General features: G+C 68.6%; 21 protein-coding genes. 9 read left to right on the top strand and 12 right to left on the bottom strand.

Annotated features, from left to right (window positions below; all coding sequences use genetic code 11):
* Positions 1-39 precede the first annotated feature (39 nt).
* Positions 40-381, bottom strand: a complete 342-nt coding sequence (locus tag OG555_RS36825) for a hypothetical protein (protein ID WP_329477705.1) — start codon at positions 379-381, stop codon at positions 40-42.
* A gap of 231 nt (positions 382-612) precedes the next feature.
* Between OG555_RS36825 and OG555_RS36820 the strand changes: the two genes are divergently transcribed.
* Positions 613-1,125, top strand: a complete 513-nt coding sequence (locus OG555_RS36820) for a DUF1269 domain-containing protein (RefSeq protein ID WP_329477703.1) — start codon at positions 613-615, stop codon at positions 1,123-1,125.
* Here the strand turns inward: OG555_RS36820 and OG555_RS36815 are convergent.
* From OG555_RS36815 to OG555_RS36805, 3 genes are all read right to left on the bottom strand, one after another.
* Positions 1,073-1,294, bottom strand: coding sequence for a hypothetical protein (locus OG555_RS36815; RefSeq protein ID WP_329477701.1), 222 nt, complete (start codon positions 1,292-1,294; stop codon positions 1,073-1,075). The two genes, OG555_RS36820 and OG555_RS36815, sit on opposite strands and share 53 nt — an antisense overlap.
* A gap of 97 nt (positions 1,295-1,391) precedes the next feature.
* Complete coding sequence (locus OG555_RS36810) at positions 1,392-1,820, bottom strand: alpha/beta hydrolase-fold protein (RefSeq protein WP_329484921.1); 429 nt, start codon at positions 1,818-1,820, stop codon at positions 1,392-1,394.
* Positions 1,799-2,920: a pyridoxal phosphate-dependent aminotransferase gene (locus OG555_RS36805; protein ID WP_329477699.1), complete on the bottom strand. Its 1,122-nt coding sequence runs from the start codon at positions 2,918-2,920 to the stop codon at positions 1,799-1,801. Before OG555_RS36805 ends, OG555_RS36810 begins: the two co-directional genes overlap by 22 nt.
* A gap of 158 nt (positions 2,921-3,078) precedes the next feature.
* Here OG555_RS36805 and OG555_RS36800 point away from each other — a divergent pair, with 158 nt between their 5' ends.
* A complete protein-coding gene (locus OG555_RS36800) occupies positions 3,079-3,849 on the top strand; it encodes a GntR family transcriptional regulator (protein ID WP_329477697.1) in 771 nt (256 codons plus the stop codon).
* A 64-nt stretch (positions 3,850-3,913) separates the two neighbouring features.
* Here the strand turns inward: OG555_RS36800 and OG555_RS36795 are convergent, their stop codons facing one another.
* Genes OG555_RS36795 through OG555_RS36765 form a run of 7 tightly spaced genes read right to left on the bottom strand, consistent with a single transcriptional unit; the run spans position 3,914 to position 13,141 of the window.
* Positions 3,914-5,410, bottom strand: a complete 1,497-nt coding sequence (locus OG555_RS36795; protein ID WP_329477695.1) for a CoA-acylating methylmalonate-semialdehyde dehydrogenase — start codon at positions 5,408-5,410, stop codon at positions 3,914-3,916.
* Positions 5,411-5,463: 53 nt separating this feature from the next.
* A complete protein-coding gene (locus OG555_RS36790; protein ID WP_329477693.1) occupies positions 5,464-6,258 on the bottom strand; it encodes an SDR family NAD(P)-dependent oxidoreductase in 795 nt (264 codons plus the stop codon).
* On the bottom strand, positions 6,255-7,439 hold the full coding sequence (locus OG555_RS36785) for a glycine C-acetyltransferase (protein WP_329477691.1): 1,185 nt from the start codon (positions 7,437-7,439) through the stop codon (positions 6,255-6,257). Before OG555_RS36785 ends, OG555_RS36790 begins: the two co-directional genes overlap by 4 nt.
* The gene (locus OG555_RS36780; protein ID WP_329477689.1) at positions 7,436-7,990 is read right to left on the bottom strand and encodes a cysteine hydrolase family protein; all 555 of its coding nucleotides are present in this window, start codon (positions 7,988-7,990) and stop codon (positions 7,436-7,438) included. Before OG555_RS36780 ends, OG555_RS36785 begins: the two co-directional genes overlap by 4 nt.
* Positions 7,987-9,315 carry an MFS transporter gene (locus OG555_RS36775; RefSeq protein WP_329477687.1) on the bottom strand — a complete coding sequence of 443 codons (1,329 nt, stop codon included), beginning with the start codon at positions 9,313-9,315 and terminating at the stop codon, positions 7,987-7,989. The genes OG555_RS36780 and OG555_RS36775 overlap by 4 nt, the downstream gene beginning before the upstream one ends.
* Positions 9,316-9,350: 35 nt before the next feature.
* On the bottom strand, positions 9,351-11,066 hold the full coding sequence (locus OG555_RS36770) for a hydantoinase B/oxoprolinase family protein (protein ID WP_329477685.1): 1,716 nt from the start codon (positions 11,064-11,066) through the stop codon (positions 9,351-9,353).
* Complete coding sequence (locus tag OG555_RS36765) at positions 11,063-13,141, bottom strand: hydantoinase/oxoprolinase family protein (RefSeq protein WP_329477683.1); 2,079 nt, start codon at positions 13,139-13,141, stop codon at positions 11,063-11,065. The genes OG555_RS36770 and OG555_RS36765 overlap by 4 nt, the downstream gene beginning before the upstream one ends.
* Before the next feature lie 249 nt (positions 13,142-13,390).
* Here OG555_RS36765 and OG555_RS36760 point away from each other — a divergent pair, with 249 nt between their 5' ends.
* Genes OG555_RS36760 through OG555_RS36750 form a run of 3 tightly spaced genes read left to right on the top strand, consistent with a single transcriptional unit; the run spans position 13,391 to position 19,053 of the window.
* Positions 13,391-13,927 (top strand): hypothetical protein, encoded by a 537-nt coding sequence (locus OG555_RS36760; RefSeq protein WP_329477681.1) that lies wholly within the window; start codon positions 13,391-13,393, stop codon positions 13,925-13,927.
* Positions 13,928-16,138: an ATP-binding protein gene (locus tag OG555_RS36755; RefSeq protein WP_329477679.1), complete on the top strand. Its 2,211-nt coding sequence runs from the start codon at positions 13,928-13,930 to the stop codon at positions 16,136-16,138. It abuts the gene before it with no gap.
* A complete protein-coding gene (locus tag OG555_RS36750) occupies positions 16,135-19,053 on the top strand; it encodes an ABC transporter permease subunit (RefSeq protein ID WP_329477677.1) in 2,919 nt (972 codons plus the stop codon). The genes OG555_RS36755 and OG555_RS36750 overlap by 4 nt, the downstream gene beginning before the upstream one ends.
* Positions 19,054-19,065: 12 nt before the next feature.
* Here OG555_RS36750 and OG555_RS36745 read toward each other — a convergent pair whose 3' ends face one another.
* Positions 19,066-19,899 (bottom strand): SDR family oxidoreductase, encoded by an 834-nt coding sequence (locus tag OG555_RS36745; protein ID WP_329477675.1) that lies wholly within the window; start codon positions 19,897-19,899, stop codon positions 19,066-19,068.
* 127 nt (positions 19,900-20,026) lie between these two features.
* Here OG555_RS36745 and OG555_RS36740 point away from each other — a divergent pair, with 127 nt between their 5' ends.
* Genes OG555_RS36740 through OG555_RS36725 form a run of 4 tightly spaced genes read left to right on the top strand, consistent with a single transcriptional unit; the run spans position 20,027 to position 24,589 of the window.
* On the top strand, positions 20,027-20,554 hold the full coding sequence (locus OG555_RS36740) for a hypothetical protein (RefSeq protein ID WP_329477673.1): 528 nt from the start codon (positions 20,027-20,029) through the stop codon (positions 20,552-20,554).
* A gap of 46 nt (positions 20,555-20,600) precedes the next feature.
* Positions 20,601-21,938 carry an ABC transporter substrate-binding protein gene (locus OG555_RS36735; protein ID WP_329477672.1) on the top strand — a complete coding sequence of 446 codons (1,338 nt, stop codon included), beginning with the start codon at positions 20,601-20,603 and terminating at the stop codon, positions 21,936-21,938.
* Positions 21,939-21,990: 52 nt separating this feature from the next.
* Complete coding sequence (locus tag OG555_RS36730) at positions 21,991-23,232, top strand: serine hydrolase domain-containing protein (protein ID WP_329477670.1); 1,242 nt, start codon at positions 21,991-21,993, stop codon at positions 23,230-23,232.
* Between the two features lie 13 nt (positions 23,233-23,245).
* Positions 23,246-24,589 carry a serine hydrolase domain-containing protein gene (locus OG555_RS36725; protein ID WP_329477668.1) on the top strand — a complete coding sequence of 448 codons (1,344 nt, stop codon included), beginning with the start codon at positions 23,246-23,248 and terminating at the stop codon, positions 24,587-24,589.
* The last annotated feature ends 15 nt before the right edge of the window (positions 24,590-24,604 follow it).

The raw sequence follows: 24,604 nt of genomic DNA, 5'->3' as shown, positions 1-24,604 counted from the left end.
CGCTGGAGCACTGACGAAGGTGCCAACGACTGCCCGGGGCTAGCTTCGGCTGAGGTGCTTGGTGGAGTGCTTGCCGGCGTTCCAGTGCGGCAGGAGAAGCAGTTCGTCTTGCTGCGAGGCCTCATCGTCGCGGCTGCGGAGGTAGCGCCTCGCTCGGTCGGAGGCGACGCGAACCCGGGGGCCTCGACTGCCGTCGGTACGCCGGACAAATGCTCGGCCGTCGCCGTGGTCGAGCCACCGAATGAAGTCCGCTGCCGACGACTCTTCCGGATCGCGCCCGCCGGCGTCCCACCGCACGGCGAAGATGTTCTCGAGGTCCGGGGCCCCGGCCAGCCCGATCGCAGTCACGTACAGGGTCGTGTAGCTCGCCAGGCTGGACATCGAACCGGTCCTTCCGTCGGTCTCGATTGCATCATGTGCCGGAACGGGCGCTCACGGAAGGTCTCGGTGGCAAGTCCAGGGACGCTTGGCCAGTACGTCGTACGAGCGTCTCGGCGTTGATTACTTCGGTGACGAATTCGCGACGCACAGTGGCTGCCGGCAGCGGCGGCTGATCAGCCAACTATCCGTCGGGGGTGAGGCGGTAGGTCTGGCCGACGCACTAGAACGAGTATGTCGCAGTTGCGATTGGCCACCTATCGAGGGATTCCCATGGGAAACAAGATCGTTGTGTTGTCGATTTTCGGGGACGAGGCCGCGGCGGATTCCGCTGCGCAGTCACTCAAAGACTCCGGGCTCGCTAGCCATGATGCGATCGGGGTTCTGGTCCTGAACGAGAAGGGCGAGGTCAAGGCTGAAAAGGTCGGCAAACGCAGCACTGGCAAGGGAGCGGGGATCGGTCTGGCGCTGGCATTGTTCACACCCGTCGGCCTCGCTGTCGGAGTAGTCGGTGGTGGACTTGTCGGTGCGCTGCACCACAAGGGGCTCGGAATGGACAAGGCCGCCCGTGAACGCCTCGGAGCCGCGCTCAGCGATGGCAAGGCCGCCGTCGGAGTGCTGGCGCCGGTCAGTGAAGCGACCGCGGTGTCGGACAAGCTGACAGAGCTGGGCGGTACATCGGAGTCGCACACAGTCACCGACGAGGATCTCGACGAAGCCGACAAGGCCGCGCCTGTCGCGTCCTAGGTGCGCCGCTGGGGCCGGCCGGATAGTTGCGTTGGGCAACTGGGTCAGCGGAAGGCGGGGGACCGCCCTCGAGCGACCGGCGGGCTGCATCGTCGTCGGCGGAGAAGTTCGGCACTTTGCCTTCGGCGTCGTGGTAGCGGTGGAAGACGGGGGTCTGCGAGCCGGACATCGGCGGCACGATCCAGGTCCAGTCGGTAGGGCAGACTGCGGCCTGCCCGCTCCTGCCGCTCGAGGTGGATGAGAGGAATCTGCGGGCGCGGCAGGGCCTATGCCCACGCCGCCATCAGCGGGAGTTCGTCGCGCCAGAACGGGTCGCCGTGTGATCCGGGCCGTTCTGTGATGACGACGTCGGCGTCTGCGTCGCGGAGTGCGTCCGCCCAGCGGGTCGCGTTCTCTTGGAAGAACGGTTCCTCTGTGCCTGCGACGAGGTAGGTGCGCGGTAGCGTGCTCTGCATGTCGCCGGGGGGCTTGTAACCCCCACCGGGCGACGCGGAGAAGATCGCGCCGTAGACGTCCGGATGGCGAAGGCCAATAGCTAGCGCCAGTTCGCCACTCGCTGAGACACCGAACACCGCCGTACGTTCGGCCGGCAGTGCGACGTCGAAACGCGACTGCGTCCACCCGCGGACGTCCTCGACGAAGAACTTCTCATGGGCCGCGAAGCGTTGCGCGTCTACGGGCGGACTGTCGCGGATTCTTGGTGGGCTTGGGTGAGGGCGTTGACCAGCTCGTTGAGGACCTGGTTGCTTGAGCCGAAGGTGAGGCGGACGTGGGTGTCGGGGGCGTGCATGTCGGCGCCGCGGATCGTCGCGATGCCGTGGCGCAGAAGCGTGCGGTCGATGTCGGCCGGCGTCTTGCCGAGGCGAGAGCAGTCGGCGAGCAGGAAGGCGCCGGCGGCGGGTCGCACGGGATCGGGGAGGCCGCTCGCCGCGATGCCGTCGCAGACGAGGTCCCGCTTGGCCTGGTACGTCGAAAGCGCGCGGTCGAGCCAGTCGCGTGGCCCGGTCAGGGTGGCGACCGCGGCCCGTTGTGGAACCACGCCGCAACACACCGCCTCCCATTGGAGGCGGCGCTCGAGCGCGTCGATGATGGCCGGCGGCGCTACGACATAGCCGAGACGCCAGGTCGCGAGTGCGTAGTACTTGCTGAGACTGGTGATGGTGACGATGTGCGGCCAGCGGTCGGCGAAGGCCTCGACGGGTTGGTAGTGGCGACCGTCGTACGTGAAGTGCTGCCAGGAGTCGTCGGAGACGACGAGGAGCCGGTGGCGCGCCGCGATGTCGACCACCGCCGCGATGGTCGCGGCGTCGGGCAGGTAGCCCGTCGGGTTGTTCGGGTTGCACAGGAGGATCGCGCGGCTGCGTGGCGTGATGGCGGCCTCCAGCCTGGCGGGGTCGAGCGCCCAGCCGTCGCCCTCCAGGGACGGGACGTACGCCGGCGTCGCGCCGGATTCGCGGATGAGGCCGTCGAAGAAGAAGGTAGGCGTCGGGACGATGACCTCGTCGCCCGGAGCGAGCATCGTTCGCAGGACGAGGGAGAGGCCGTGCATCGCTCCGTGGGTGATGAGCAGGCGACGGTCGGGATCGACGCGGAGGCCGTGGTCGCGCCTGAGCTCGGCGGCGATCGCCATCCGCAACTCGGGGAGACCACGGCTGTTGCGTGGGTCGGGCTGGTTCATCGCGTCCGCGACCGCCTGCCGTACATGCGCCGGCATGGGAAGCACCGGGGCGCCCACGAGCGGGAGGACCCGCACGCCGTCGTGGGTGCTTCGTGCCGCGCGCTCGCGCGCGCTCATCGCACCCATGGTCGGGAGGTCGCGCACGGGGGGAGTCCAAGATCGCTGCACAAGCAGAGTTTATCCCCTTGAGATATCAAAAAGGAAGATAAACATCTTAGGACATGCCCATTCGCTAGTGCTGCTGTATCAATTCAGCTCGGTGGTACGCTGACGGAGTGCCAGATGCCCATTCTGTGATCCGGGGAACGCCTCACGTTCCCGCGCTCCTGCTGGTCGGTAGCGAAGCGAGCGGCCTCGACCGCACCAGCCAGGCCTATCGGGCGATCAGGCGCCAGATCATCGATCTGACCTTGCCGCCCGGGAGCAGCTTCACCGAAACGTCGCTCGCGCAGCAATGGCGCATCAGCAAGACGCCGGTCCGGGAGGCACTCGCGCGGCTGCGGCGGGACGGACTCGTGAACGCGCTTCCGCGCGCGGGGTACGTCGTCAGCCCGATCACACTCCAGGACACCGATGATCTGTGTGCGGTGCGGACACTGCTGTGCAGCGAGGCCGCCGCTGCCGCCGCAAGCCGAGGCGTCGAGGCGCCGGCGCTCAGGCGGCTCGAAGTCCTGTCCAAGGTGTCTTTCGAGCTCGCCGCGGGCGAAGTGGGACTCGAAGAGTCGCTGCAGGCCGGGATCGAGTTCGAGGCCATCATCGCCAACTACAGCGGCAACAACCGGCTGGCCAAGGCGATCGTGGACCTGCTCGACGAGCTGGAGCGGGTCCTGCGGATGGCCACCTTGATCTCGCCCGACATCGCGAGTCCGCCGGGGGAGCTGCAAGCCATCTTCGAGCGACTGCGCGACCGGGACGCCGACGCCACCCGGGCCGCCTCCCACAAGCGCTGCGAGCGCGTGCGTCAGGACGTCCTCCAGGTCCTGTCGAAGAGCGCCTCGGTCAGCAGGGCCAGCATCGAGATGCCGGTGCCGGCCCGCCCGAAGTAGCTCGCGCGGGCCGGCACCTGCGGCACCCGCGGGGGATCGGGTGCCGGGACGCGGCCTGGAGGGGTCAGACCGCGGTGGGGAAGTGGAGGTGCGGGCCGTCCGTCGTCTCCTCGGGCCAGCGAGTGGTGACGGCCTTCGCGCGGGTGTAGAACGCGATGCCCTCGGGGCCGTGGACGTGATGGTCGCCGAAGAGCGAGTCCTTCCAGCCGCCGAACGAGTAGAACGCCATCGGCACCGGGACCGGGACGTTGACGCCGATCATCCCGACCTGCACGGAGCGCTGGAAGGTGCGCGCCGCCTGGCCGCTCGCGGTGAAGATCGCCGTGCCGTTGGCCCAGGGGTTGCGGTTGACGAGGTCGATCGCCTCCTCGAGCGTGTCCACCCGTACGACGACCAGCACCGGACCGAAGATCTCGTTGCGGTAGACGTCCATCGTGGGTGTGACGTGGTCGAACACGGTCGGGCCGACGAAGAAACCGTTGCCCTGGACATCGAGTTTGCGCCCGTCCACGACGAGGTCGGCGCCCGCGTCGACGCCGAGGCCGATGTAGTCCCTGATCCGCTCGAGCGCCTCGGGTGACACGACCGGACCCATCTCGGCCCCGGCCTCCAGCCCTGGACCGACCTTGACGGCCTGTGCCTTCTTGCCCACCAACTCGACGAGCGGGTCGGCGATGTCGCCGACCGCGACGGCGACGGAGATCGCCATACAGCGCTGGCCCGCGGAGCCGTACGCGGCGGCGATCAGGTGGTCGGCGGCCTGGTCGAGATCGGCGTCCGGCAGTACGACGGCATGGTTCTTGGCGCCACCGAGTGCCTGCACCCGCTTGCCGTTCCGGGTCGCCCGCTCGTGCACGTACTGCGCGATCGGCGTCGAGCCGACGAACGACACCGCGGCGATGTCCGGGTGGTCGAGGATCGCGTCGACCGCGACCTTGTCGCCGTGGACGACGTTGAAGACGCCGTCGGGCAGGCCGGCGTCCACATACAGCTCGGCGAGGAAGTTGGATGCCGACGGATCGCGCTCGGAGGGCTTGAGGACGAACGTGTTGCCGGTCGCGATCGCGATCGGGTGCATCCACAGCGGGACCAGCGCGGGGAAGTTGAACGGCGTGATGCCGGCGCAGACGCCGAGTGGCTGGCGGAAGGAGAACAGGTCGACATCGGTCGAGACCTGGTCGGAGTACTCGCCCTTGAGCAACTGCGGGATCCCGCAGGCGAACTCGACCACCTCCATGCCGCGCAGGACCTCGGCCCGGGCGTCGTCGAGGACCTTGCCGTGCTCGGAGCAGACGATCCGGGCCAGGTCGTCGAGGTACTTCTCAACAAGGTTGCGGAAGGCGAACATCAGCCGCGAGCGGCGCATGACCGAGGTCTCGGCCCAGCCCGGCAGCGCGGCGCGGGCCGCCCGCACCGCGGCGTCGACGTCGGCGGCTTCGGCCAGGTAGACCTCGGCCTGGCGCTCACCGGTCGCGGGGTCCCACACCGGGGCGGTGCGGCTCGACTCGCCGACGGTCTTCCGGCCGCCGATGCGGTGATGAATGGTCTTGATGGTGCTCACTGGTGCTCGCCCTTCTGCTGAGTTCCCAAGGAGTTCTGCGGTTCGCCGTCGGTTCAGACGATGAGATCACCGCCGTTGATGTCGACGGCCGCGCCCGTGATGTAGGCGGCGCGGTCGGAGGCGAGGAAGGCGACGAGCTCGGCGACCTCCCAGGGCAGGCCGACCCGGGGCACCGGGTAGGACGCGGTCGCGCGCTCGAGCGACCCTTCGGGCAACAGGCCGCGCGCCATCGGTGTGTCGATCAGACCCGGGCACACGGCGTTCACCGTGACCCCGACCGGCCCGTAGGCCTTCGCCAGGTGCCGGGTGAGCCCGAGGACGCCGTGCTTCGCGGTGGTGTAGTGCGCGCCGCCGGCGGTGCTGATGGTCTTGCCGGCAGTGGAGGAGAAATTGACGATCCGCCCCCAGCCGCCGTCGCGCATCGCGGGAAGCGCCCGCTGGCAGCACAGGAACGTGCCGTTCACGTTGACCGCGAGCACGCGGCTCCACTCGTCCTCGGTGATGTCCTCGAACGGCGTCGGCGGTGCGATGCCTGCCGCGTTGACCAGGATGTCGAGCCGCGCCTGCTCCGCCAACACCGAGGCGACCGCACGGTCGACCTGGCCGCTGTCCGTGACGTCCACCGCGACCGACCGGACCCGGTCCACCCCCACATCCAGCATCGACGCCAGCTCGGTGCGGCCAGGCGCGGCGAGATCGAAGACTGCGACGGTCGCGCCGCGGCGCGCCAATGCGTGCACGGTCGCGAGGCCCATGCCGCTCGCACCGCCGGTTACGATCGCGACCCGGCCCTCCAGCTCCACACTGTCCGCGCTGGTGGGTGCGCGAAGCCCTTCGTCGGCGCTCATACGCCCGCCATGACGGCGTACGCGCGACCGAAGGCGGCCGCCGCGAGTTCGAGTTGGTTGGTGGTGTGTGACGCCGAGACCTGCACTCTGATCCGCTCCTCGCCCGCGGGCACGACTGGATGTGACAAGGCGAAGGCGAGGACACCATCTCGCCGGAGGGCGGCTGCTACGTCGCGGGCGAGCGAGCCGCCGCGGAGCATCACCGGGATGATGGGGTGCTCACCGGGCAGTACGTCGTACCCGAGATCCTGCAGTGCCGTCCGGAGCCAGGCCGTGTTGGCGGCCAGGCGTTCCCGAAGCTCGGGGTGTCCTCGCGCGATCCGGATCGCTGTCAGTGCCGCGGCGGCCAGGGGCGGTGACATCGCGTTGGTGAAGATGTACGGGCGTGAGACCTGGCGCAGTGTCTCCACGACAGCATGGGACCCGGCGACGAAGCCGCCGGCGCCACCGCCGAGCGCCTTGCCCAGCGTCCCTGTCAGTACGTCGATGCGGCCGTCCAGTCCGTAGTACTCGGCTGTGCCTGCACCGGTGGCGCCAAGTACACCCGTGGCGTGGGAGTCGTCGACCATGAGCGCCGCGTCGTAGTGCTGCGCGAGTTCGGCGAGCTGCGGCAAGGCGGCGATGTCGCCGTCCATGCTGAAGACTCCGTCAGTGACGATGAGCCGGTGGCGGGCATCCGCGCACGCGGCGAGGTTGCGTTCGAGCTCGTCGAGGTCGGCATGGCCGAAGACGTACCGGCGGGCCGACGTCAAGCGGATGCCGTCGATCAGACTGGCGTGGTTCAGCGCGTCACTGAAGACGGCGTCGTCCCGGCCGAGCAGAGCGTCGAAGGTGCCGAGGTTCGCATCGAAGCAGGAGCTGTACAGCACTGCGTCCTCCGCTCCGACCAGGTCCGCGATGGCCGCCTCGAGCTCGCCGTGGATCTCCCGCGTGCCGCACAGTACGCGTCCCGCGGTGACCCCGAGTCCCAGATCGCGCAGCGCCCGCTGCGCCGATTCGAGCACCTCCGGGTCGGCGGCGAGCCCGAGATAGTCGTTGGAGGCGAAGTTCACGAGGATCTCCCCGCCGACGCGCAGGGTCGGTCCTTGGATGCCTGAGGCAACGAGATCGCGGCGCAGCCCGGTGGACTCCCGGCGTACGTCGAGGTCTGTCCGGAGCCGATCCAGCAACGTGGCGTTCACGCGTCCAACCCGTTCCAGTCGGTGGAATCGACGACCTCGAATCCGCGGCTGGGGAAGACCGCGTCCATGAAGAAGTCGTGCATCGCCTGGTCGCCGTCGGCGCACCCGTCCCGCAGTACGGTCACCTGGTAGCCGCGGTCGGCGGCGTCGTAGCACGTCGCGGCCACCATCGCGCTGGTCGCGACGCCGGCGATCACGAGACTGTTGACACCAGCCGCGCGCAGCACCAGGTCAAGATCTGTGCCGGCGAAGGCGCTCGCGCGGCGCTTGAGTACGACGACGTCCCCGTCGGCGACCGGTAGGTCGACCTCGGTTCCGGGCGATCCCTCGTGGAAGGCGTCCCCGGCCTCGTAGAACGATCTCAGCAGGGCACTGTCCGGCGGCACGTCGGTCCCGTTCGCCCGGAAGGCGAAGTGCACGAACACCACGAGAAGGCCGGCCGCACGAGCGCGGGACAGCAGTTCGGTGACGGGTGGGACGACGTGCCGGGCGAACGGATAGTTGCCCGTGATCCCCTTCTGGAGATCGCCGATGATCAGTGCAGTGGTCAAGACCGGCTCCCGTCCAGCCGCTCGATCCGGCGCCCTGTGGTCAGCAGGACAGCCATGGCGGCGAGCATGATGATTGCGATGGTCAGTAGTGCGTAGGAGAAGCTACCGGTCGCATCCGCGATGGCCCCGGTGATGTAGGGACCGACGAATCCGCTGAGGTTGCTGACGGAGTTGATCAGCGCGATCCCGGAGGCGGCGGCCGCGCCGGTCAGACCGATCGCCGGGATCCGCCAGAACTGGGGCATCGCGGAGATGATCCCGGCGACACTCAGGCAGACCGCGAGGACGAACGGGACGCCGCTGCTGGTAAAGGTCGCCAGCACGAGCCCCGCCGCACCACAGGCCAACGGTACGGCCGTCGCCGTGACGGCGGTCTTGCGGCCGGCGAAGTGAGCCCAGGTGAGCAGGGCCACCACGGACACCGCCCACGGGATCGCGGACAGCAGCACGCTGCTGACATCGCCGGCCGGACCGATGCTGTGCGTGATGGACGCGATCATCGTGGGCAGGAAGTACGCCAGCGGATACAGTCCGAACGCGATCGCGAACCACGTCACGGCCATCGCCCAGACCCGGCCGCTGGTCAACGCCTCGCGCAGCCCGGTGAGCGCACCGTTGGCGCGGTGTTCGGCGGCCTCGGCGGCCAGCGTGTTCTCGATGCCGGCCTTCTCCCGGTCGTCGAGCCAGCGTGCGTCGCTCGGGCGGTCCGGCAGGAACGAGAAGATCAGGATGCTGACGACGACGGTCAGCGCGCCCTCGATGAGGAACAGCGCCCGCCAGCCGGTGATACCGAGCACCTGCTCTCCCCACTTGAGCACCGCGGCGGCCAGGGGGGAGCCGATGATCGCCGACGCCGGCGTCATCAGGATGAAGAGCGACAGGGCCCAGGAACGCTGGCGGCGCGGGAACCAGTACGTGATGTAGAGCAGGATTCCGGCGCCCAGGCCGGCTTCGGCGAACCCGAGCAGGAGCCGTGCGACGTACAGCGTGGCCTCCGAGTCGACGGTCGCCGTCGCGGCGGTGACGAGGCCCCAGGTGATCATGATCCGGGCGATCCAGATCCGTGCGCCGAACCGGCGCAGCAGCATGTTGCTCGGCACCTCGACGAGGACGTAGCCGATGAAGAACAGGCCGGCGGCGAGGCCGAGCTGCGACTTGGTGAGGTGCAGGTCCCGCGACATCGGTGCGGCGATGTAGCCGAGGTTCGCGCGGTCGGTGAAGCTCACCACGTACGCGAGGCCGATCAGCGGGGTGATCCGGAGGCTGACTTTGCGCCAGGTCTGAGGTGCGACGGAGGTCTGGGTGGTAGCTGCGGTCGAACTCATCGCAGGTCCAATCGGTGGAAAGGAAGGGTGGGGCTTCAGCGCACCCGGCCGCGCAACCTGGCCGTGGCGCTCGCATCGATGACGCCGTCTTGGCTGACGACGACGCCGTAGTCCCGGGCGGCCCCCGCGTGCGTGACCTTGCCGTCGAGGACGTCTTCGAGGACCCTTTCCGGGGCGCGCTCGAAGGCCGGACCGTGCCCACCGCCGCCGGCGGTCACATGCCGGTGACGGTCTTCTGCTGTCATCACGAAATGCGGTTTGGACGCCAGCACCCGTTCGTCCGGACCGTCAGGGTCGAGGATGTTGAGGGAAGGTGTCCCCGGCGCGCCGCCGGCCAGCCCGTAGGGCAGGAACATCCGCCGGTCCGACCTGATCTGCACGGTGGCCTCGGGTGCCAGCAGCGTCATGTCCCGGAACGTCGCCAGGCCGCCACGCCAGCGACCTGCTCCACCCGAGTCCGGGAGGTAGCCGTACCCGTCGATGCGGAGGTGACCTGAGCGTTCCAGTTCCTCGATCGGGGTGTTCGTCAGGTTGGAGCCCAGCGCGCTGATCCCGTCCACACCGTCCCGATCGGGCCGCGCGCCCCAGGCTCCGGCCAACGGATCCCACAGCACGGTGGAGTCGCCGTCAGCCTCGACGATGCCGATCGCGATCCCGTTGGGCCCACCGTCTCCGGCGGCGGGCACCCGGGTGGGGAAGACCGGGGCGAGCGCCCCGAGCACCGCGTCGACGATCCGGAAGCCCACGAGGCCACGGGCGGCGCGTGCGGCCGGCCGCTGTCCGTTCAGGATCGATGCTTCGGGGATGACGAACGTGAACGGCCGGTAGAAGCCGCTGTTGGCCGGGATGTCCGAGGAGAGGACACCCTGCAGGGCGGCATAGCCGGCGGAGCGGGTGAAGGACTCCGTCGCGTTGAGCGCGGAGTTGACCTGCGGCGCGGAACCAGTGAAGTCGAGCTCGATCCCGGCCTCGGACAGCGTGGCCACCACCCGGATCGGGATCGGGTCCGAACCGAGGCCGTCGTCGTCGATGTGGTCGGTGAACTCGTAGGTGCCCGGGACCGCCTCGGCCAGCGCGGCTCGCAGCAACGTCTCGGAGTAGTCGAGCAACTCGTCGATGAGGGAGACGAGTCGTTCGGTACCGTGGCGTGCCGCGAGCGCGCGCAGGCCTTCGGCCCCGGTGTGGCAGGCCGCCAGTTGCGACTCGAGGTCCCCGCGCAATAGTTCGGGTTCGCGGACGTTGCGCAGGATCAGTTGCAGGAAGGTCTCGTTCAGGACGCCGGCATCGATCAGCCGCGACGGCGGGATCTGCACACCTTCGGCGAAGATGCTGGTCGACTGCACGGCCATCGAACCGGCCGCCCACCCGCCGACGTCGGTGTGGTTGACGACCGTGACCGAGAAGCCCAGCAGGACTTCGCCGGCGAAGACCGGGGCGACCGCGAAGATGTCCGGCAGGTGCATGCCGCCCAGGGACGGGTCGTTCAGCAGGTAGAGATCTCCTGGCCGTATGGCGCCGCCGAACGCGTCGAAGATCGCCTCCATCGCGCCCGGAATCGAACCGAGGTGGAGCGGCAGGGTGTTGGCCTGGGCGATCACCCGGCCCTGGGCGTCGCACAGTGCGGCGGAGAAATCCATGCTGGAGGCAACAAGCTGCGAGTGCGCCGTCCGCAGGATCGTGATCGCCATCTCGTCGGCGAGTCCGGTGACGGCATTGCGGAAGACCTCGAAGGTCACGGCGTCGCGGATCATTCGGGACTCCAGGTGATGACGATGTTGTTGAACCGGTCACGGTGTACTCGCGTACCTGGCGGGACGAGGGTGGTGGCGTCCATGTCCTCGATGATCATCGGACCGTCCACGGGCTCGGTGCCGAGATCGGAGCGCGACACCACCGGCGTACGCACGGTCTCGGCGAACCGGCAGTCGCGGGTCGTGGGCTCGTGAGTCCGGACGACGGGGGAGTCCAGCACGTCGGCGATCGACACATCGGTCAGGAGCCGGCCGCGGACCCGGAGATTGACCAGCTCGACCAGTTCGTCCGAGCCGGCCCTGCCGTACGTGCGTTTGTGCTCGGCATGGAACCGGGCCCGTACCTCGGCGAGCAGGTCGTCGGTGAGGTCGCCGTCGGGCACCCGGATGCGGAGCTCGAAGCGCTGGCCGTGGTAACGCATGTCCAGCAGCCGATCCACGACGGCGCCGGGTCCCAGGTCTGCGCTCACCTTCGTTGCCAGCAGCCCGAACTCCGTGGCGAGTGCGCTCACCTCGGCGAACTCCTCCCGGTACGGCGTGAGCTCGTGGCGTTCGGTGTCGGCGACGAGCAGGCCGAGGCTGCTGAACAGGCCCGGATACACGGGCACGATGACGGTCGAGATCCCCAGCTCCTTGGCCAGGGCGGCGGCATAGAGCGGGCCGGCGCCACCGAAGGCGACCATGGTCGCCTCGCGAGGATCACGGCCACGTTCGCTGGTCACTGCCTTGACCGCGGTCGTCATGCTCGACACAGCCACCTGGTACGCCCCGCGCGCCGTGCCGGGTACGTCGCCACCGAGCTGCTCGGCGACCGGCGACAGCGACTTCACTGCCAGTTCCGGATGAATCGCCACCCGGCCACCGGCGAGGTCGTGCGGGCTGAGATAGCCCAGCGTCACGTTGGCGTCGGTCAGAGTCGGCAGCTCACCGCCCTGGCCATAGCAGGCCGGGCCGGGCCGCGACCCGGCGCTGGCCGGTCCGACATGGAGCGCGCCGGCGGCGTCGACGGAGATGATGCTGCCGCCGCCGGAGCCGACCTCGGCGATGTCGATCGATGGCGCCCGCACCGGATACCCGGCGCCGGAACTGATGCCACGGGCAATATTCATCCCGCCGCCGACCTCGTAGTCGGCCGACACGAACGGTTCACCGTGCTCGATCAGGGACGCCTTCGCCGTGGTCCCGCCCATGTCGAACGCGACCACTGTCGACAATCCGATCAGCTGCGCGAGCTTCTGTACGGCGGTGACCCCGGCCGCCGGCCCGGACTCGATGATCTGCACCGGCCGGTGAGCGACGGACGCCGCATCGAGCAGTCCTCCGCTGGACTGCATCACCATCAGCGGGGCGCTCACCTTCACGGCTCGCAGCCCCTCCTCCAGCCGGGTGAGGTAACCGTGCACCGCGGGACCGACGTACGCGTTGACCGTCGCGGTGCTCGTGCGCTCGAATTCGTGCGGCTGCGGGGACACATCGACCGATGCTGTGACATAGACACCGGGCAGCTCGGCCCGCAGCAGTTCGGCGACTCGACGCTCCTCGTCCGGGCGGACGTAGGAGTTGATCAGGCAGAGGGCGACTGCTTCGATGCCGTCCGCTCGCAACCGCGCGGCCAACGTACGGACCTCCTCGTCATCGGCCGGTGGCTCGAGACGCCCGTCGGCCGTGATGCGCTGGTCGAGTTCGTACCGATGCCGGCGTCGTGCGAGCGGTACGGGCTTGGACCACGACAGGTCGTACAGCACCGGCCGTCGCAGGCGCCCGATCTCCAGTACGTCGCGGAAACCGCGCGTCGTCACCACCGCGGTGCGGACACCGTTCATCGCCAGGATCGCATTGGTGGCCACGGTTGTCCCGTGCAGCATGCCGACCACGGACTCCGGCTCGGCGGAGGCCGACGAGAGTACGCCGATGGTCGCCGCCACGACGCCGGAGCCGAAGTCGGGAGGGGTGGACGGGACCTTGATCGGCACCACCTCGCCCGCTGGGCCCAGTGCGATGACATCGGTGAACGTGCCGCCGATGTCGGCGCCGACTCGCCAGCCGGGCGTGCGCGGATCGGGACTGGGAGGCACTGGGATCTCCTTCGCTCGGCGACCGGTTGAAATCACAGTAGGAGCGAGTTGAGATATCAGCAAGACCTAGTTGCTGTTTTTCTTCAGACGTGTGATAGACGCTGCACGCCCTGGTCCGATCGCGGCTCTTGCGGGAACCGTTGCGTACCACCATAGTGTATCTGCATACATCAGTGCGCCGATGCGGGCACTGCGCACCACCGGATCACCGAAGACGAAGCTAGATGGTCACCGACGCGGAGGTGCACAGTGGCTGGCGGACGATGGCTTGCGCGGGGTGCGATGGCGATGGCCGCCGTCGTCGCACTGGCCGGATGTGGACTCACCCATCTCGACGACCTGGACTTCCGCGTCGACGACCGGCTCGACTTCGTGAGCCCCGGAGCCCGGTCCACCGTGCAGGCCCCGGTCACCGTCGCGTGGACGATGAAGGACTTCCGGATCGCGGCGCCGGACAGCGAGCCACCGTCGCGCGACGCCGGCTACTTCGCGGTCTTCGTCGATCAGTCGCCGATCGAGCCCCGCCACACGCTGGCCGACGTCGCCGACGGCGACACCCTGTGCGAAGGGCGGCCGGGCTGCCCGGACAAGGCCTACCTCGTCGATCACGACGTCTACCCGACGACGGCGACGTCACTCGAGCTCCCGGTGATCTCCGACATCCCCGGCAGCGAGGAGGAGTTGCAATTGCACACCATCACGATCGTGCTCATGGACACCTCGGGCCATCGCATCGGCGAATCGGCCTGGCAACTCGACCTCCGGGCGCGGAAGGTCGGTGCCTGAATGGCCGACTCGAGGAACTCGCGGGCGGCCGAGGAGGCCGTGCTCGCGGAAGTCGAGCAGACCAGTACGGCGTTGCGCGACAAGGCCCGCGCCACGCTGGGCGTCACCGGCGACACGGACACCGAGAGCTTCCGGACCCTGGTGCGGGAGCATGGCCTGAGCTACTACCCGGTCATCGCACTCGGACTGTTGCTGGCGGCGGTCTCCTTCCAGAGCTATGCGTTCACGGTCCTGACGCCGGAGATCAGCGGCTCGCTGGGCATCTCGATCGCCGCCCTCGCTGGTGCGCGGGCGCTGTACCAACTCGCGATCGCGATCGCGCCGCTGCCGATCGCGGGCCTGTCGCAGGCGCGCGCCTGGCGGGCGATGATCTGCGTCGGCACCGGGATCGTGTGGAGCGTCATCACGTTGACGACCGGCTTCGTGACCTCGTTGGTCAGCCTCATCGCCATCCTGTGTCTCGACGGCCTTGCCACCGGGTCGGCGTACGCGCTGCATGCGCCGCTGATCGTCGACAGTTACCCGCCGTCGACGCGGGTCCGCGCGTTGTCGGCGTACAGCGCGATCGGGACCTTCGGCCAGGCGCTCGTGCCGCTGCTGGTAGGTCTGCTCGCCTCGATCTTCGGCCTGACCTGGCGTGGTGTCTTCCTGGCGCTGGGGTGTGCGTCGATCGCGATGGCCCTGGCTGCCATCGGGTTGCGCGACCCGGGCTTCGGGAAGTGGGACACTGAGCGGTTGCGCGCCGAGGTGCGTGAAGAACACGATGAGGCGGCAACGACCGGGCTGTCCGCCGACGACGTCGCGCTCGGCTTCTGGGAGATCTGCCGCCGGGTCCTGCTCATCCCGACGAACCGGCGGGTGTATGCCGGATTCGCCGTGTACGGCGTACTCACGGTCCCGCTCGGGACCTTCATCTCGGTGTTCCTGGACTACCGGTGGAACCTCGGTCCGGGGCAGCGCGGTCTGTTCTTCTCAGCCTTCTTCGGGATCGGTGTCGTCGCGCTGGTCGTCTACGGCGGCCGCGGCGAGAAGCAGTTCCGGCAGTCGCCGGCGCGGGTACTGCGGTCCGCCGGTCTGCTCCTGGCCGTGGCGGTGGTCTTCATCGCGTTGGGCGGGGTGATGCCGGTGCTGGTCCTGATGCTGATCTGCTTCGGCATCGCCGGTGGCTGTATCGGGCTGCTGCACCCGATGCTCGGCATCTCGATGCTGTCGATCGTGCCGGCGCAGATGCGGCCGCACGCACAGGCGCTCGCCGGGATCTTCGTCGCGATCGGCGGCTCGGTCGGCGCCCTGCTGCTCGGTGGCGTCCAGGACCAGTACGGCGTCGGCGGCACGATGGTCGCCATCGCGATCCCCGGGGTGATCGGTGCGTTCATCATCGCCAGTGCGGGACGGTTCATCGAGGCCGACCTCGACCGGATGATCGACGAGGTGGTCGAGGAGGAGGAGATCCGCCGGATCAGGCGCAGCGGTGGGCGCTTGCCGATGCTGGCCTGTCGCGGCGTCGACTTCTCCTACGGCCAGTTGCAGGTCCTCTTCGACACGAACTTCACCATCGACGACGGGGAGATGGTCGCTCTGCTCGGTGTCAACGGTGCCGGCAAGTCGACGCTGCTCAAGGTGATCTCCGGCGTCTGCCTGCCGAGCGCGGGCAGCGTGCGGTACCGCGGGCAGGAGATCACGTATCTCGACGCGGAGCGGCGGATGCGGCTGGGTATCACCCAGATCCCCGGTGGCCGCGCGGTCTTCGGGCCGATGACGGTCGTCGAGAACCTCCGCAGCTACGGCTACACGATGGCCAAGGAGCGGGGATCGGCCGGGCGCGCGATCGAGTCCTGCTTCGAGGCGTTCCCGCGGCTCTACGAACGCCGCAACTCGCTCGCATCGACGTTGTCGGGTGGTGAGCAACAGATGCTCGGGCTGTCCAAGGCGTTGATGCTGCGTCCGAAGCTGCTGCTGATCGACGAACTCTCGCTCGGCCTGGCGCCGGTGATCGTCGGTCAGCTCCTGGAGATGGTTCGCCGGATCAACGCCGACGGTACGGCGGTGGTGCTGGTCGAGCAGTCCGTGAACATTGCGCTGAACCTCGTTGACCACGCCTATTTCATGGAGAAGGGCGAGATGCGTTTCGACGGCCGTGCCGATGACCTGCTGGCTCGTGACGACCTGCTGCGCGCGGTCTTCCTCCAGGGTGCGGGAGCGGCGCGATGAAGGCGCGGAAGCCGCTCCTCCACCTCGCGGCCTTCGTGGTCGCGGTCGTCGTGGCGAAGATCGTCTCCGCGATCCTGGCCGGCCACGACATCATCAAGGCCGAGACACCGATGCCGGTCATCCTGCTCGGCACGATCGTCGGCATGACGTACGGTCTGCTGGCGGTCGGCATCGTGCTGGTCTTCCGGAGCAACCGCATCATCAACTTCGCGCACGGCCAGATCGGCGCGTTCGGGGCGGCGTTCTTCGGTGTCGCCGCGGTGAAGTGGCACATCCCGTACTGGATCGCGTTCGTGCTGGCGGCGATCGTGTCCGCGGTGACGGCGGCCGGCGCCGAGGCCGGCGTCGTACGACGGCTCCGTAACGCGCCGCGGATCGTGTCCATCGTCGCGACACTGGGCGTCGGCCAGTTCCTGGTCGTCTTCGCGTCGCTGATCAACTCCACCGCGTCCGGGCCGTTGTATCCGCAGCCGACGTGGCTGCCGGTCTTCAACGTCGGCCAGTTGCGCGTGACGCCGGCGTACTCCGGGATGCTGTTCCTGTCGCCGTTGTTCGTTCTCGCGATCGCGTTGTTCCTCAAGCGATCGCGGTTCGGCCTGGCGATCCGCGCGGCGGCGGCCAACCCGGAAGCCGCGCGGATGTCCGGCATCTTCGCGAGCCGGATGTCGACGCTGGCGTGGGCGATCGCCGGTGCGCTCGCGGCGTTCACCGCGATCCTCACCGCGCCGACCCAGGGCTTCGTCGGCGCGGACAGCTTCGGTCCCGCGTTGCTGCTGCGCGCGTTGACAGCCGCTGTCATCGGCCGGATGCAGAGCCTGCCGATCGCACTGGTCAGCGGCATCGGTCTGGGCATCCTCGAGCAGATCCTGTTGTGGAACTATCCGCAGTCGGGCCTGGTCGAGGTGGCGATGTTCGTGATCATCCTGGTGGCCCTGCTGGTGCAGCGCCGGCGTACCGGCCGCGACGAGGAGAAGGGCAGTTGGGCCGCGGTGCAGGGCCTGCGCCCGATCCCGGACCGGCTGCAGAGGCTGTGGACAGTGCGTGCGCTGGGCCCGGTCTTCGCCGTCGTGACGATCGCGGTACTCGCGCTGATGCCAGTGTTCATCTCCAACGGTCAGTCGGTGACGCTGACCGGCATCATCGCCTTCGCGATCGTCGGCCTGTCGATCAGTGTCCTGACCGGCCTCGGTGGACAGTTGACGCTCGGCCAGTTCGCCGTCGCCGCGATCGGCGCCGTCGTCTCCTACAAGGTGGCGACCAGCGCCGGTGGTTTCCCGCTCGCACTGCTGCTGGCCGGTCTGGCGGCCGGGCTCGTCTCGGTCGTCATCGGCCTGCCCGCGTTGCGCATCCGCGGTCTGATGCTCACCGTGACGACCCTCGGCTTCGCGCTCGCCACTCCCATCTGGCTGCTCGCGCAGCCGTGGATGCTCGGCGATGGCAAGGATCCCGGCAAGCCGGTCGGCTGGCCGCTCAAGGGTCCGCTCGACACCGGCCGCGAGTACTACTACTGCGCGCTGGTGCTGTTCACGGTGGCCCTGGTGCTGGTGTGGAACATCCGGCGCAGTGGCTTCAGCCGCCTGCTCGTCGCGATCCGCGACAACGAGGACAACGCACGCGCGTTCGCCGTACGGGCGAGTCTCGTCAAGCTCCAGGGTTACATGGTCGCCGGGTTCATCGCGGGCATCGGCGGCGCGACGTACGGTCATTCGCTGTCCACCATCAGCGCCGGATCCTTCCCGGCGTCCGCCAGTATCGACGTGGTCGTCATGACGGTGCTCGGTGGCGTGTCCACGCTCGGTGGTCCGCTGCTCGGTGCGGCCTGGGTCCTCGGCCTGCCACTGCTGGACATCGGCAACATCGGGCTGGCGGCAACGAAGTTCGGGGCGCTGCTCCTGGTGCTGTGGAAGCCCGGCGGTCTGATCCAGGTCGTCGCGCCGATCCGGGACTGGATCGTGAAGTTCATCGCCCGCCGGCACGGCATCGATCCCGACCCGCTGTACGCCGGCGAGGATGCGGGGGAGACCGGCGCGACCGCTCAGGGGGTCCGGATCAGCGACCTGCGCGTCAGCGAACCGGACACCGCTGCCTCGAAGCGGGCGGTTGTCCCGGCGGGCACGCCACTGCTCGAAGCGCGCGACCTGCGCAAGAGCTTCGGCGGCGTGCATGCCGTGCGCGGTGTGTCGTTCGAGGTCGCTGCCGGCGAGACGGTCGGACTGATCGGGCCGAACGGGGCCGGCAAGACGACGACGTTCGAGTTGCTCGGCGGCTTCACGAAACCGGAGACCGGCCAGGTGTTCTTCAACGGTGAGGACATCAGCAACGCAGGCCCGGAGGGACGCGCGCGGCGCGGTCTGATCCGGTCGTTCCAGGATGCCGCGCTGTTCCCGACGATGACCGTGAAACAGACCGTGATGCTGTCACTCGAGCGAGTCCGGCCGACCAGCTTCGTGATGTCGACGCTCGGGGTGACCCTGGGCGAGCGGACGAAGGAGCGCCAGGCCCGCGCACTCATCTCCGCGATGGGCCTCGACCACTACCGGGACAAGGCGATCCAGGAACTGTCGACCGGCACCCGCCGGATCACCGAGATCGCCTGCCTGGTGGCGTTGCAGCCCTTGTGCCTGTTGCTCGACGAACCGTCCAGCGGTGTCGCCCAGCGCGAGACCGAGGCGCTGGGTCACCTGCTCGCCGAGCTGAAGAGCGAGCTCGACCTGACGCTCGTGATCATCGAGCACGACATCCCTTTGATCATGGGGATCTCGGACCGGATCATCGCGATGGCCGACGGCAACATCATCGCCGAAGGTACGCCGGATGTGGTGCGGACCGACCCGCAGGTCGTCGACGCCTATCTCGGCGGCAGCATCACCGCGATCGAACGTTCGGACGTGCGACTGGCCGCGGCCGACCGATGAGGGTGCGCGGGTCTACTCGGTCGGTACGGCGTCCAGCAACGCTTCCATCCGGGCCCGGATCGGGGCGGCGTTGTCCGCGGCCGTGAGGATGTACGGGCGGTCGCGAAGGATCGCGTCGACGACGAGCTCGCCCACGACGGACGGCTGGACGCCCTGATCGCGCACGATGTCCTGGGCCTGGTCCAGGATCGCCGCGATCTTGGCCGAGTGTGCCGGCGCATCCGCCGGACGCAGGCGTCTGGCGTTCTCCACACCGTCGGTGGCGACCGGTCCGGGGCACAGCACACTCACCCCGACGTCGTGCGGAGCCAACTCCACGCGCAACGATTCGCTCAGGCCGACGACCGCGAACTTCGAAGCATGGTAGAGAAATCCCGACCGGTACAGGAACGAGTGACTGTCGACGAAGAGACCGGCCGCCGAGGCGGTGTTGACGATGTGGCCGCCGAGCCTGCGCCGGATCATCCGCGGCACGAAGGCCTGGACGCCGTTGTAGACGCCGTTCGCGTTCACGCCCATCACGTAGTCCCACATCGTGTGGTCCATCCGCGACGGCGTGACCGAATCGAGGACGCCGGCGTTGTTGACGACGATGCTCACCGGGCCGAGCTCCGCCTCCACGGTGTCGGCGATCTCGCCGTACCGCTGCCGATCGCGGACGTCGAGCCGGTAGCAGCGCGCGCTCGTCACCGCCGACAACTCGGCCTCGGCCTGTTCGAGGGCCGGACCGTCGAGGTCGGCCACCGCCACCGCGACCCCGCGGTCGGCGAGCGAGCGCGCGACGGCCAGCCCGATGCCGCGTGCTCCGCCGGTGATGAAGGCCGTGCGCCCTGCGAGGGAATCCATGGTCTCCTCCTGATTCGCAGCTTCTCGCGGCGCGGATTGCTCGCGAGGCCTTGCGTTCACCCCAGGCGTATCAGCATAGTGTATGTACGTACGACATCGCGTACACCGACCTGAAGGAGTTGCGCCCATGCGGATCCGTAGCGGTCTCCCCGGGGCTCTCCTCGTCCTCGCACTCGTGCTTTCAGGGTGTGGAGGCAACGATTCGGCCGGGGCCACGAAGGCCACCCCTTCCGCCTCGGCCGGCGGCAAGAGCGAGGGCGCCTGCACGCTGCTGACGCCGGCCGAGCTGGAGGCGAAGTTCGGCACCGCCTTCGGCGACGGCGTGCCGACCCACCAGGAGACCGGTGCCGACCTGTGCGTCTGGACGAGCACGAATGCCTCGCCGGCCAAGACGTTCTCGATCACCGTGCTGCGCCAGGACAGCCTCGGCGGCGCGCTCAAATCCAGCGGCCAGACCGTGGCGCAACTGTTCGAGCAGACCAAGGCGGCGTACCCGAAGTCCGTGTCCGTCAACCTCGGCGACCAGGCGTACGCGTCGCCCAGCGAGGTGCAGGTGCTGGACGGCGACACCTGGTACTCGTTCTCCGCGTTCCTCGGCACCGGAAGCGGCGCGATCGACATTCTGAAGGACCTGGCCGCCCGAGTGGTCGGCTGACCCCGCCGTGCGCGAGTCCGGCGTTGAGATGAAGGAGTCAGGATCCATGATGCGTATTCGGAACGCCGCGCTCGCGGTGTGCGGCGTTGTCCTCCTCGCCGCGTGTGGCGGGGTGCAAGGCAGCAGTGCAGGTCCGCAGGGCGGGGGCTCCGGCTTCACGCCGACGACCTCCGGACCGATCCAGGTCGGGGTGCTGATCACCGACACCCGGGCCGAGACCGCACGGAACGGGGTCGGGATCGTGAGCCCGTACCGCGATGCGGCCCACGCCATGATCGATGCGATCAACGCCCGCGGCGGTGTCAAGGACCGGAAGCTGGAGATCGTCGACGAAGCCATCGACTTCAGCAGTCCCAACCACGACACGGCGTTCGAGGCGATCTGCCAGCGGTTCACCAAGGACAAGAACGTGCAGGCCGTGGTCTACGACGGCCTGATCTACAACGACAGCTTCAACGGCTGCCTGTCGAAGGCGGGCGTGCCGATCGTGTTCATGGGCCAGACGGGGTCGCCGGTGGGTGACGAGACCGACCTCAAGAACTACCCGGGCGTGATCGCCGCCAACGCCGTGAGCGTCGACGACCGGGTCAAGAGCATCATGAACAAGGCCATCGCGGCCAAGTACCTGCCGTCGGGCAGCAAGATCGGCGTGGTCATCGAGGACTGCCCCTACAACGATCGCGTGTACGACGCGACCCTCAAGCCGATCGCTGACAAGGCCGGCATCGAGCTCGTCAAGGCCGGCGTCAAGTGCGCGCACGGGTACGCCGACAACGGGCCGACCCTCGCCTTGATCCAGTCGCTCGCCCTGAAGTTCAAGTCCGAGGACATCGACAGCGTCATGTTCCTGACGATGTACGAGAACGGACTGGTCTACTACTTCGCCCAAGGGGCCCACACGCAGAAGTGGTCACCGCAGTACCTGCTCTTCCACTCGCAGGGCGGCGCCGGGAGCATGAAGATCTACCCGGTCGACCAGCTGACCAACATGCGCGGTTTCGGCGGCTTCCCCGATCTCGACGTGACCCAGCCGCCGGCGCCGTCCGCGGCCCAGGCCAAGGTGCGCAACGACTGCCTGACGGACGCCCGCACGGCTGGCCTGGCCGTGCAGAAGATCACCGATCAGATCACCGTCTTCCAGGCCTGCGACGCGGTCCGGCTGCTGGAGCAGGGCCTGATCAACAGCGGTGGCCTGGGCGGGACCGAGAAGCTCGTACCCGGGATCGAGAAGATCGGCACGAGCTTCGTCAGCGCCCTCACTCTGAACGGTGCCACCAAGTTCGGGCCCGGCCACCACACCGGCATGGAACTCACGGCCGTCTCCAGCTACGACCCGGGCTGCAAGTGCTTCACCTACGCGACTCCGCCGGCGCCGATCGGGTGACGCCCACGACGACCGGACTGCCGGCACAACTCTCGAAAGGCGGAGTACCACGATGACCACGACGAGCGACGTAGCAATGCACGGACACGTCGAGGAGGGCTGGGGGAAGGTCGCGGACGAGTTCCGGGCGAACTTCGAGGGAACCCCCGGCGAGGTGGGCGCAGCCTGCTGCGTCTATGTGGGCGGCCGCCCGGTCGTCGACGTCTGGGGCGGCCTGGCCGACAGTGCGACGAACCGGCCGTGGAGCGAGGACACCATCGCGATCGTCGCGTCGACGACGAAGGGCGCCACCGCGATCTGTGCGCACATGCTGGCGCAACGCGGTGAGCTCGACCTGGACGCGCCGGTGGTCGACTACTGGCCCGAGTTCGGTGCTAACGGCAAGGATCAGATCCCGGTGCGGTGGCTGCTGTCGCACCAAGCCGGCCTGCCGGTGATCGATACGCCGTTGACGCTGGAGGAGGCGTACGCCTGGGATCCCGTGATTCGTGCGCTCGAGGCGCAGAAGCCGCTGTGGGAGCCGGGGACAGAGCACGTCTACCACAGCATCACGTTCGGCTACCTGGTCGGCGAGCTCGTACGCCGGATCTCCCGCAAGTCACCCGGCACGTTCTTCGCCGACGAGGTGGCCGGCCCGCTCGGGCTGAATGCCTGGATCGGGTTGCCCGAGGAGCAGGAGGAGAAGGCGGCCCGGATCGAGTACACCGGACCGGTGACCCTGGAGGACCTGACCGCCGGGTTGATCGAGCACACCGGGCTCGACGCCGACACGGTCACCAGGTGGATCCAGGCCGTCTGGGGCGAGGGCTCGGTCCAGGCTCGCGCCGGCGTGCTCGGCGGCGCGTTCGAGTACAAGGACGACCTCAACGCTCAGCGTGCCTACCGAGCGGCGGAGATCCCGGCCGGGAACATGCTCACGGACGCCCGGTCGATGGCACGGATGTACGCCGCCACGGTGGGCGACGTCGACGGCGTACGACTGCTTGATCCGGCCACTCTCGGGCGGGCGATCGAGGTCCAGACCGACAAGACCCGGATGCACTCGCTACCGGCGGATCTGGACGTGCCGGCCAACCGCTCCTTCTACATGTCGCACGGGTTCTGGCGCTCTTGCCCGCCGCTGCCGATGGCCGGGCCGAACTCGTTCGGCCACCCGGGCTCCGGCGGATCGGTCGCCTTCGGCGACCCCGATGCCGAGCTCGGCTTCGGCTATGTCATGAACCTCTGGTCCTACCAGGCCGGCGAACGGCGGGCACGCAACCTGACCGATGCCGTCCGGGCGTGCCTCGGATGACGGGAGACCTCGCATGACGGAACTTCAGGAGACGGTGCAAGAACTGGTCGTACGGCACGGGATCCCGGGCGCTGTGGTGGGTGTCCTCGAAGGCGGCCGGATCGAGGCGGCGGCCGCCGGCATCGCGAATCTGAACAGCGGCGTGGAGATGACGCCGGACACGCTGTTCCTGACCGGCTCGATCACCAAGGTCTGGACCACGACGCTGCTCATGTCGCTCGTCGACCAGGGGCTGGTCGACCTCGAGGCACCGGTCAAGCGCTACCTGCCGGGCTTCGCGCTCGGCGAGCCCGGCGTCGCGGATGCCCTGCTCGTGCGTCACCTCGTCACGCACTCGTCCGGCATCGATGCGGCGATCTTCCTCGCCGACGTGGGCGACGGCGACGAAGCGATCGCGAACTTCGTCGACCTGCTGAGCGACAAGGGCCAGTTGTTCGAGCCGGGGGAGTACTTCTCCTACAACAACGCCGGCTTCGTGCTGGCCGGCCGGATCATCGAGGTCGTCACCGGCGAGGGCTTCTCGGACGCGATGCGGCACCGCTTGTTCGCGCCACTGGGTCTGGAACGCAGCATGTTCACGGCCAAGGAGGCGATCCTGCACCGGATGGCGATCGGGCACTATCCAGGTGAAGGCGGCTATGTGCCGACGAAGCGGTTCCTCCTGCCCGAGTGCCTCGGCCCGGCGGGTACGACGTTCATCACCACGGTCCAGGACACGCTGACGTTCGTCCAGACCCATCTGCCGAAGGGGCCGCGCTTCCTCACCGACGAATCGGTCGACCGGATGGCCGCGCATCACCTCGACTTCCCGGTCCCCGCCACCGGCTCGTGCGGGCTCAGTTGGCTACGCAAGCGGCACGGGTCGCGCGTCGTACTCACGCACGGCGGCGGTTCGTACGGCGGCGTCGCGATGGTCGCCGTCGTTCCCGACCAGGGCACCGCGTACATCGCGTTCGCGAACGGCGGAGCCGGTTCGATGCCGTTCCATCAGGAGCTCGCCGAGGCGATCCTGGAGAAGCGGTTCGGCCTGCCGCCGCAGGACTCGCCCGACCTGTCCGGACCTGCTGCCGACCCGTCCCGGTACCACGGCGTGTACCGGAGCTGGGGTGGCGAGATCCGGATCACCGACGACGGTGACGCGCTGTCCTGCCTGCCGAGGTGGACCGAGGAGATTCTGCAGCGAGACCGGCCCGGGTTCCCCGTCGTCCGGCTCCGGCCGGCCGGCCCACAGGCCCTGGTCCTGGCCGATCACGCCGGCCAACCGCCGTTCGCCTACGGCATCGGCGACGACGGTGCGGGTCACCCGAAGTACCTGTTCGTGATGGACCAACTCACCCGCCGCATCGGCGACAGCTGAGATCACTACTGCACA

Origin of the sequence: Kribbella sp. NBC_01484 (genome assembly GCF_036227145.1) — a bacterium.
Classification (GTDB): Bacteria; Actinomycetota; Actinomycetes; order Propionibacteriales; family Kribbellaceae; genus Kribbella.
The sequence above is the reverse complement of the archived record's forward strand: the minus strand, read 5'-3'. Positions and strand labels throughout refer to the sequence as shown.

Coding starts and splice junctions, on each gene's coding strand:
- OG555_RS36825 (WP_329477705.1), bottom strand. CDS start 381: ATGTCCAGCCTGGCGAGCTACACGACCCTGTACGTGACTGCGATCGGG.
- OG555_RS36820 (WP_329477703.1), top strand. CDS start 613: ATGTCGCAGTTGCGATTGGCCACCTATCGAGGGATTCCCATGGGAAAC.
- OG555_RS36815 (WP_329477701.1), bottom strand. CDS start 1,294: ATGTCCGGCTCGCAGACCCCCGTCTTCCACCGCTACCACGACGCCGAA.
- OG555_RS36805 (WP_329477699.1), bottom strand. CDS start 2,920: ATGAGCGCGCGCGAGCGCGCGGCACGAAGCACCCACGACGGCGTGCGG.
- OG555_RS36790 (WP_329477693.1), bottom strand. CDS start 6,258: ATGAGCGCCGACGAAGGGCTTCGCGCACCCACCAGCGCGGACAGTGTG.
- OG555_RS36775 (WP_329477687.1), bottom strand. CDS start 9,315: ATGAGTTCGACCGCAGCTACCACCCAGACCTCCGTCGCACCTCAGACC.
- OG555_RS36770 (WP_329477685.1), bottom strand. CDS start 11,066: ATGATCCGCGACGCCGTGACCTTCGAGGTCTTCCGCAATGCCGTCACC.
- OG555_RS36755 (WP_329477679.1), top strand. CDS start 13,928: ATGGCCGACTCGAGGAACTCGCGGGCGGCCGAGGAGGCCGTGCTCGCG.
- OG555_RS36750 (WP_329477677.1), top strand. CDS start 16,135: ATGAAGGCGCGGAAGCCGCTCCTCCACCTCGCGGCCTTCGTGGTCGCG.
- OG555_RS36745 (WP_329477675.1), bottom strand. CDS start 19,899: ATGGATTCCCTCGCAGGGCGCACGGCCTTCATCACCGGCGGAGCACGC.
- OG555_RS36740 (WP_329477673.1), top strand. CDS start 20,027: ATGCGGATCCGTAGCGGTCTCCCCGGGGCTCTCCTCGTCCTCGCACTC.
- OG555_RS36735 (WP_329477672.1), top strand. CDS start 20,601: ATGATGCGTATTCGGAACGCCGCGCTCGCGGTGTGCGGCGTTGTCCTC.
- OG555_RS36730 (WP_329477670.1), top strand. CDS start 21,991: ATGACCACGACGAGCGACGTAGCAATGCACGGACACGTCGAGGAGGGC.
- OG555_RS36725 (WP_329477668.1), top strand. CDS start 23,246: ATGACGGAACTTCAGGAGACGGTGCAAGAACTGGTCGTACGGCACGGG.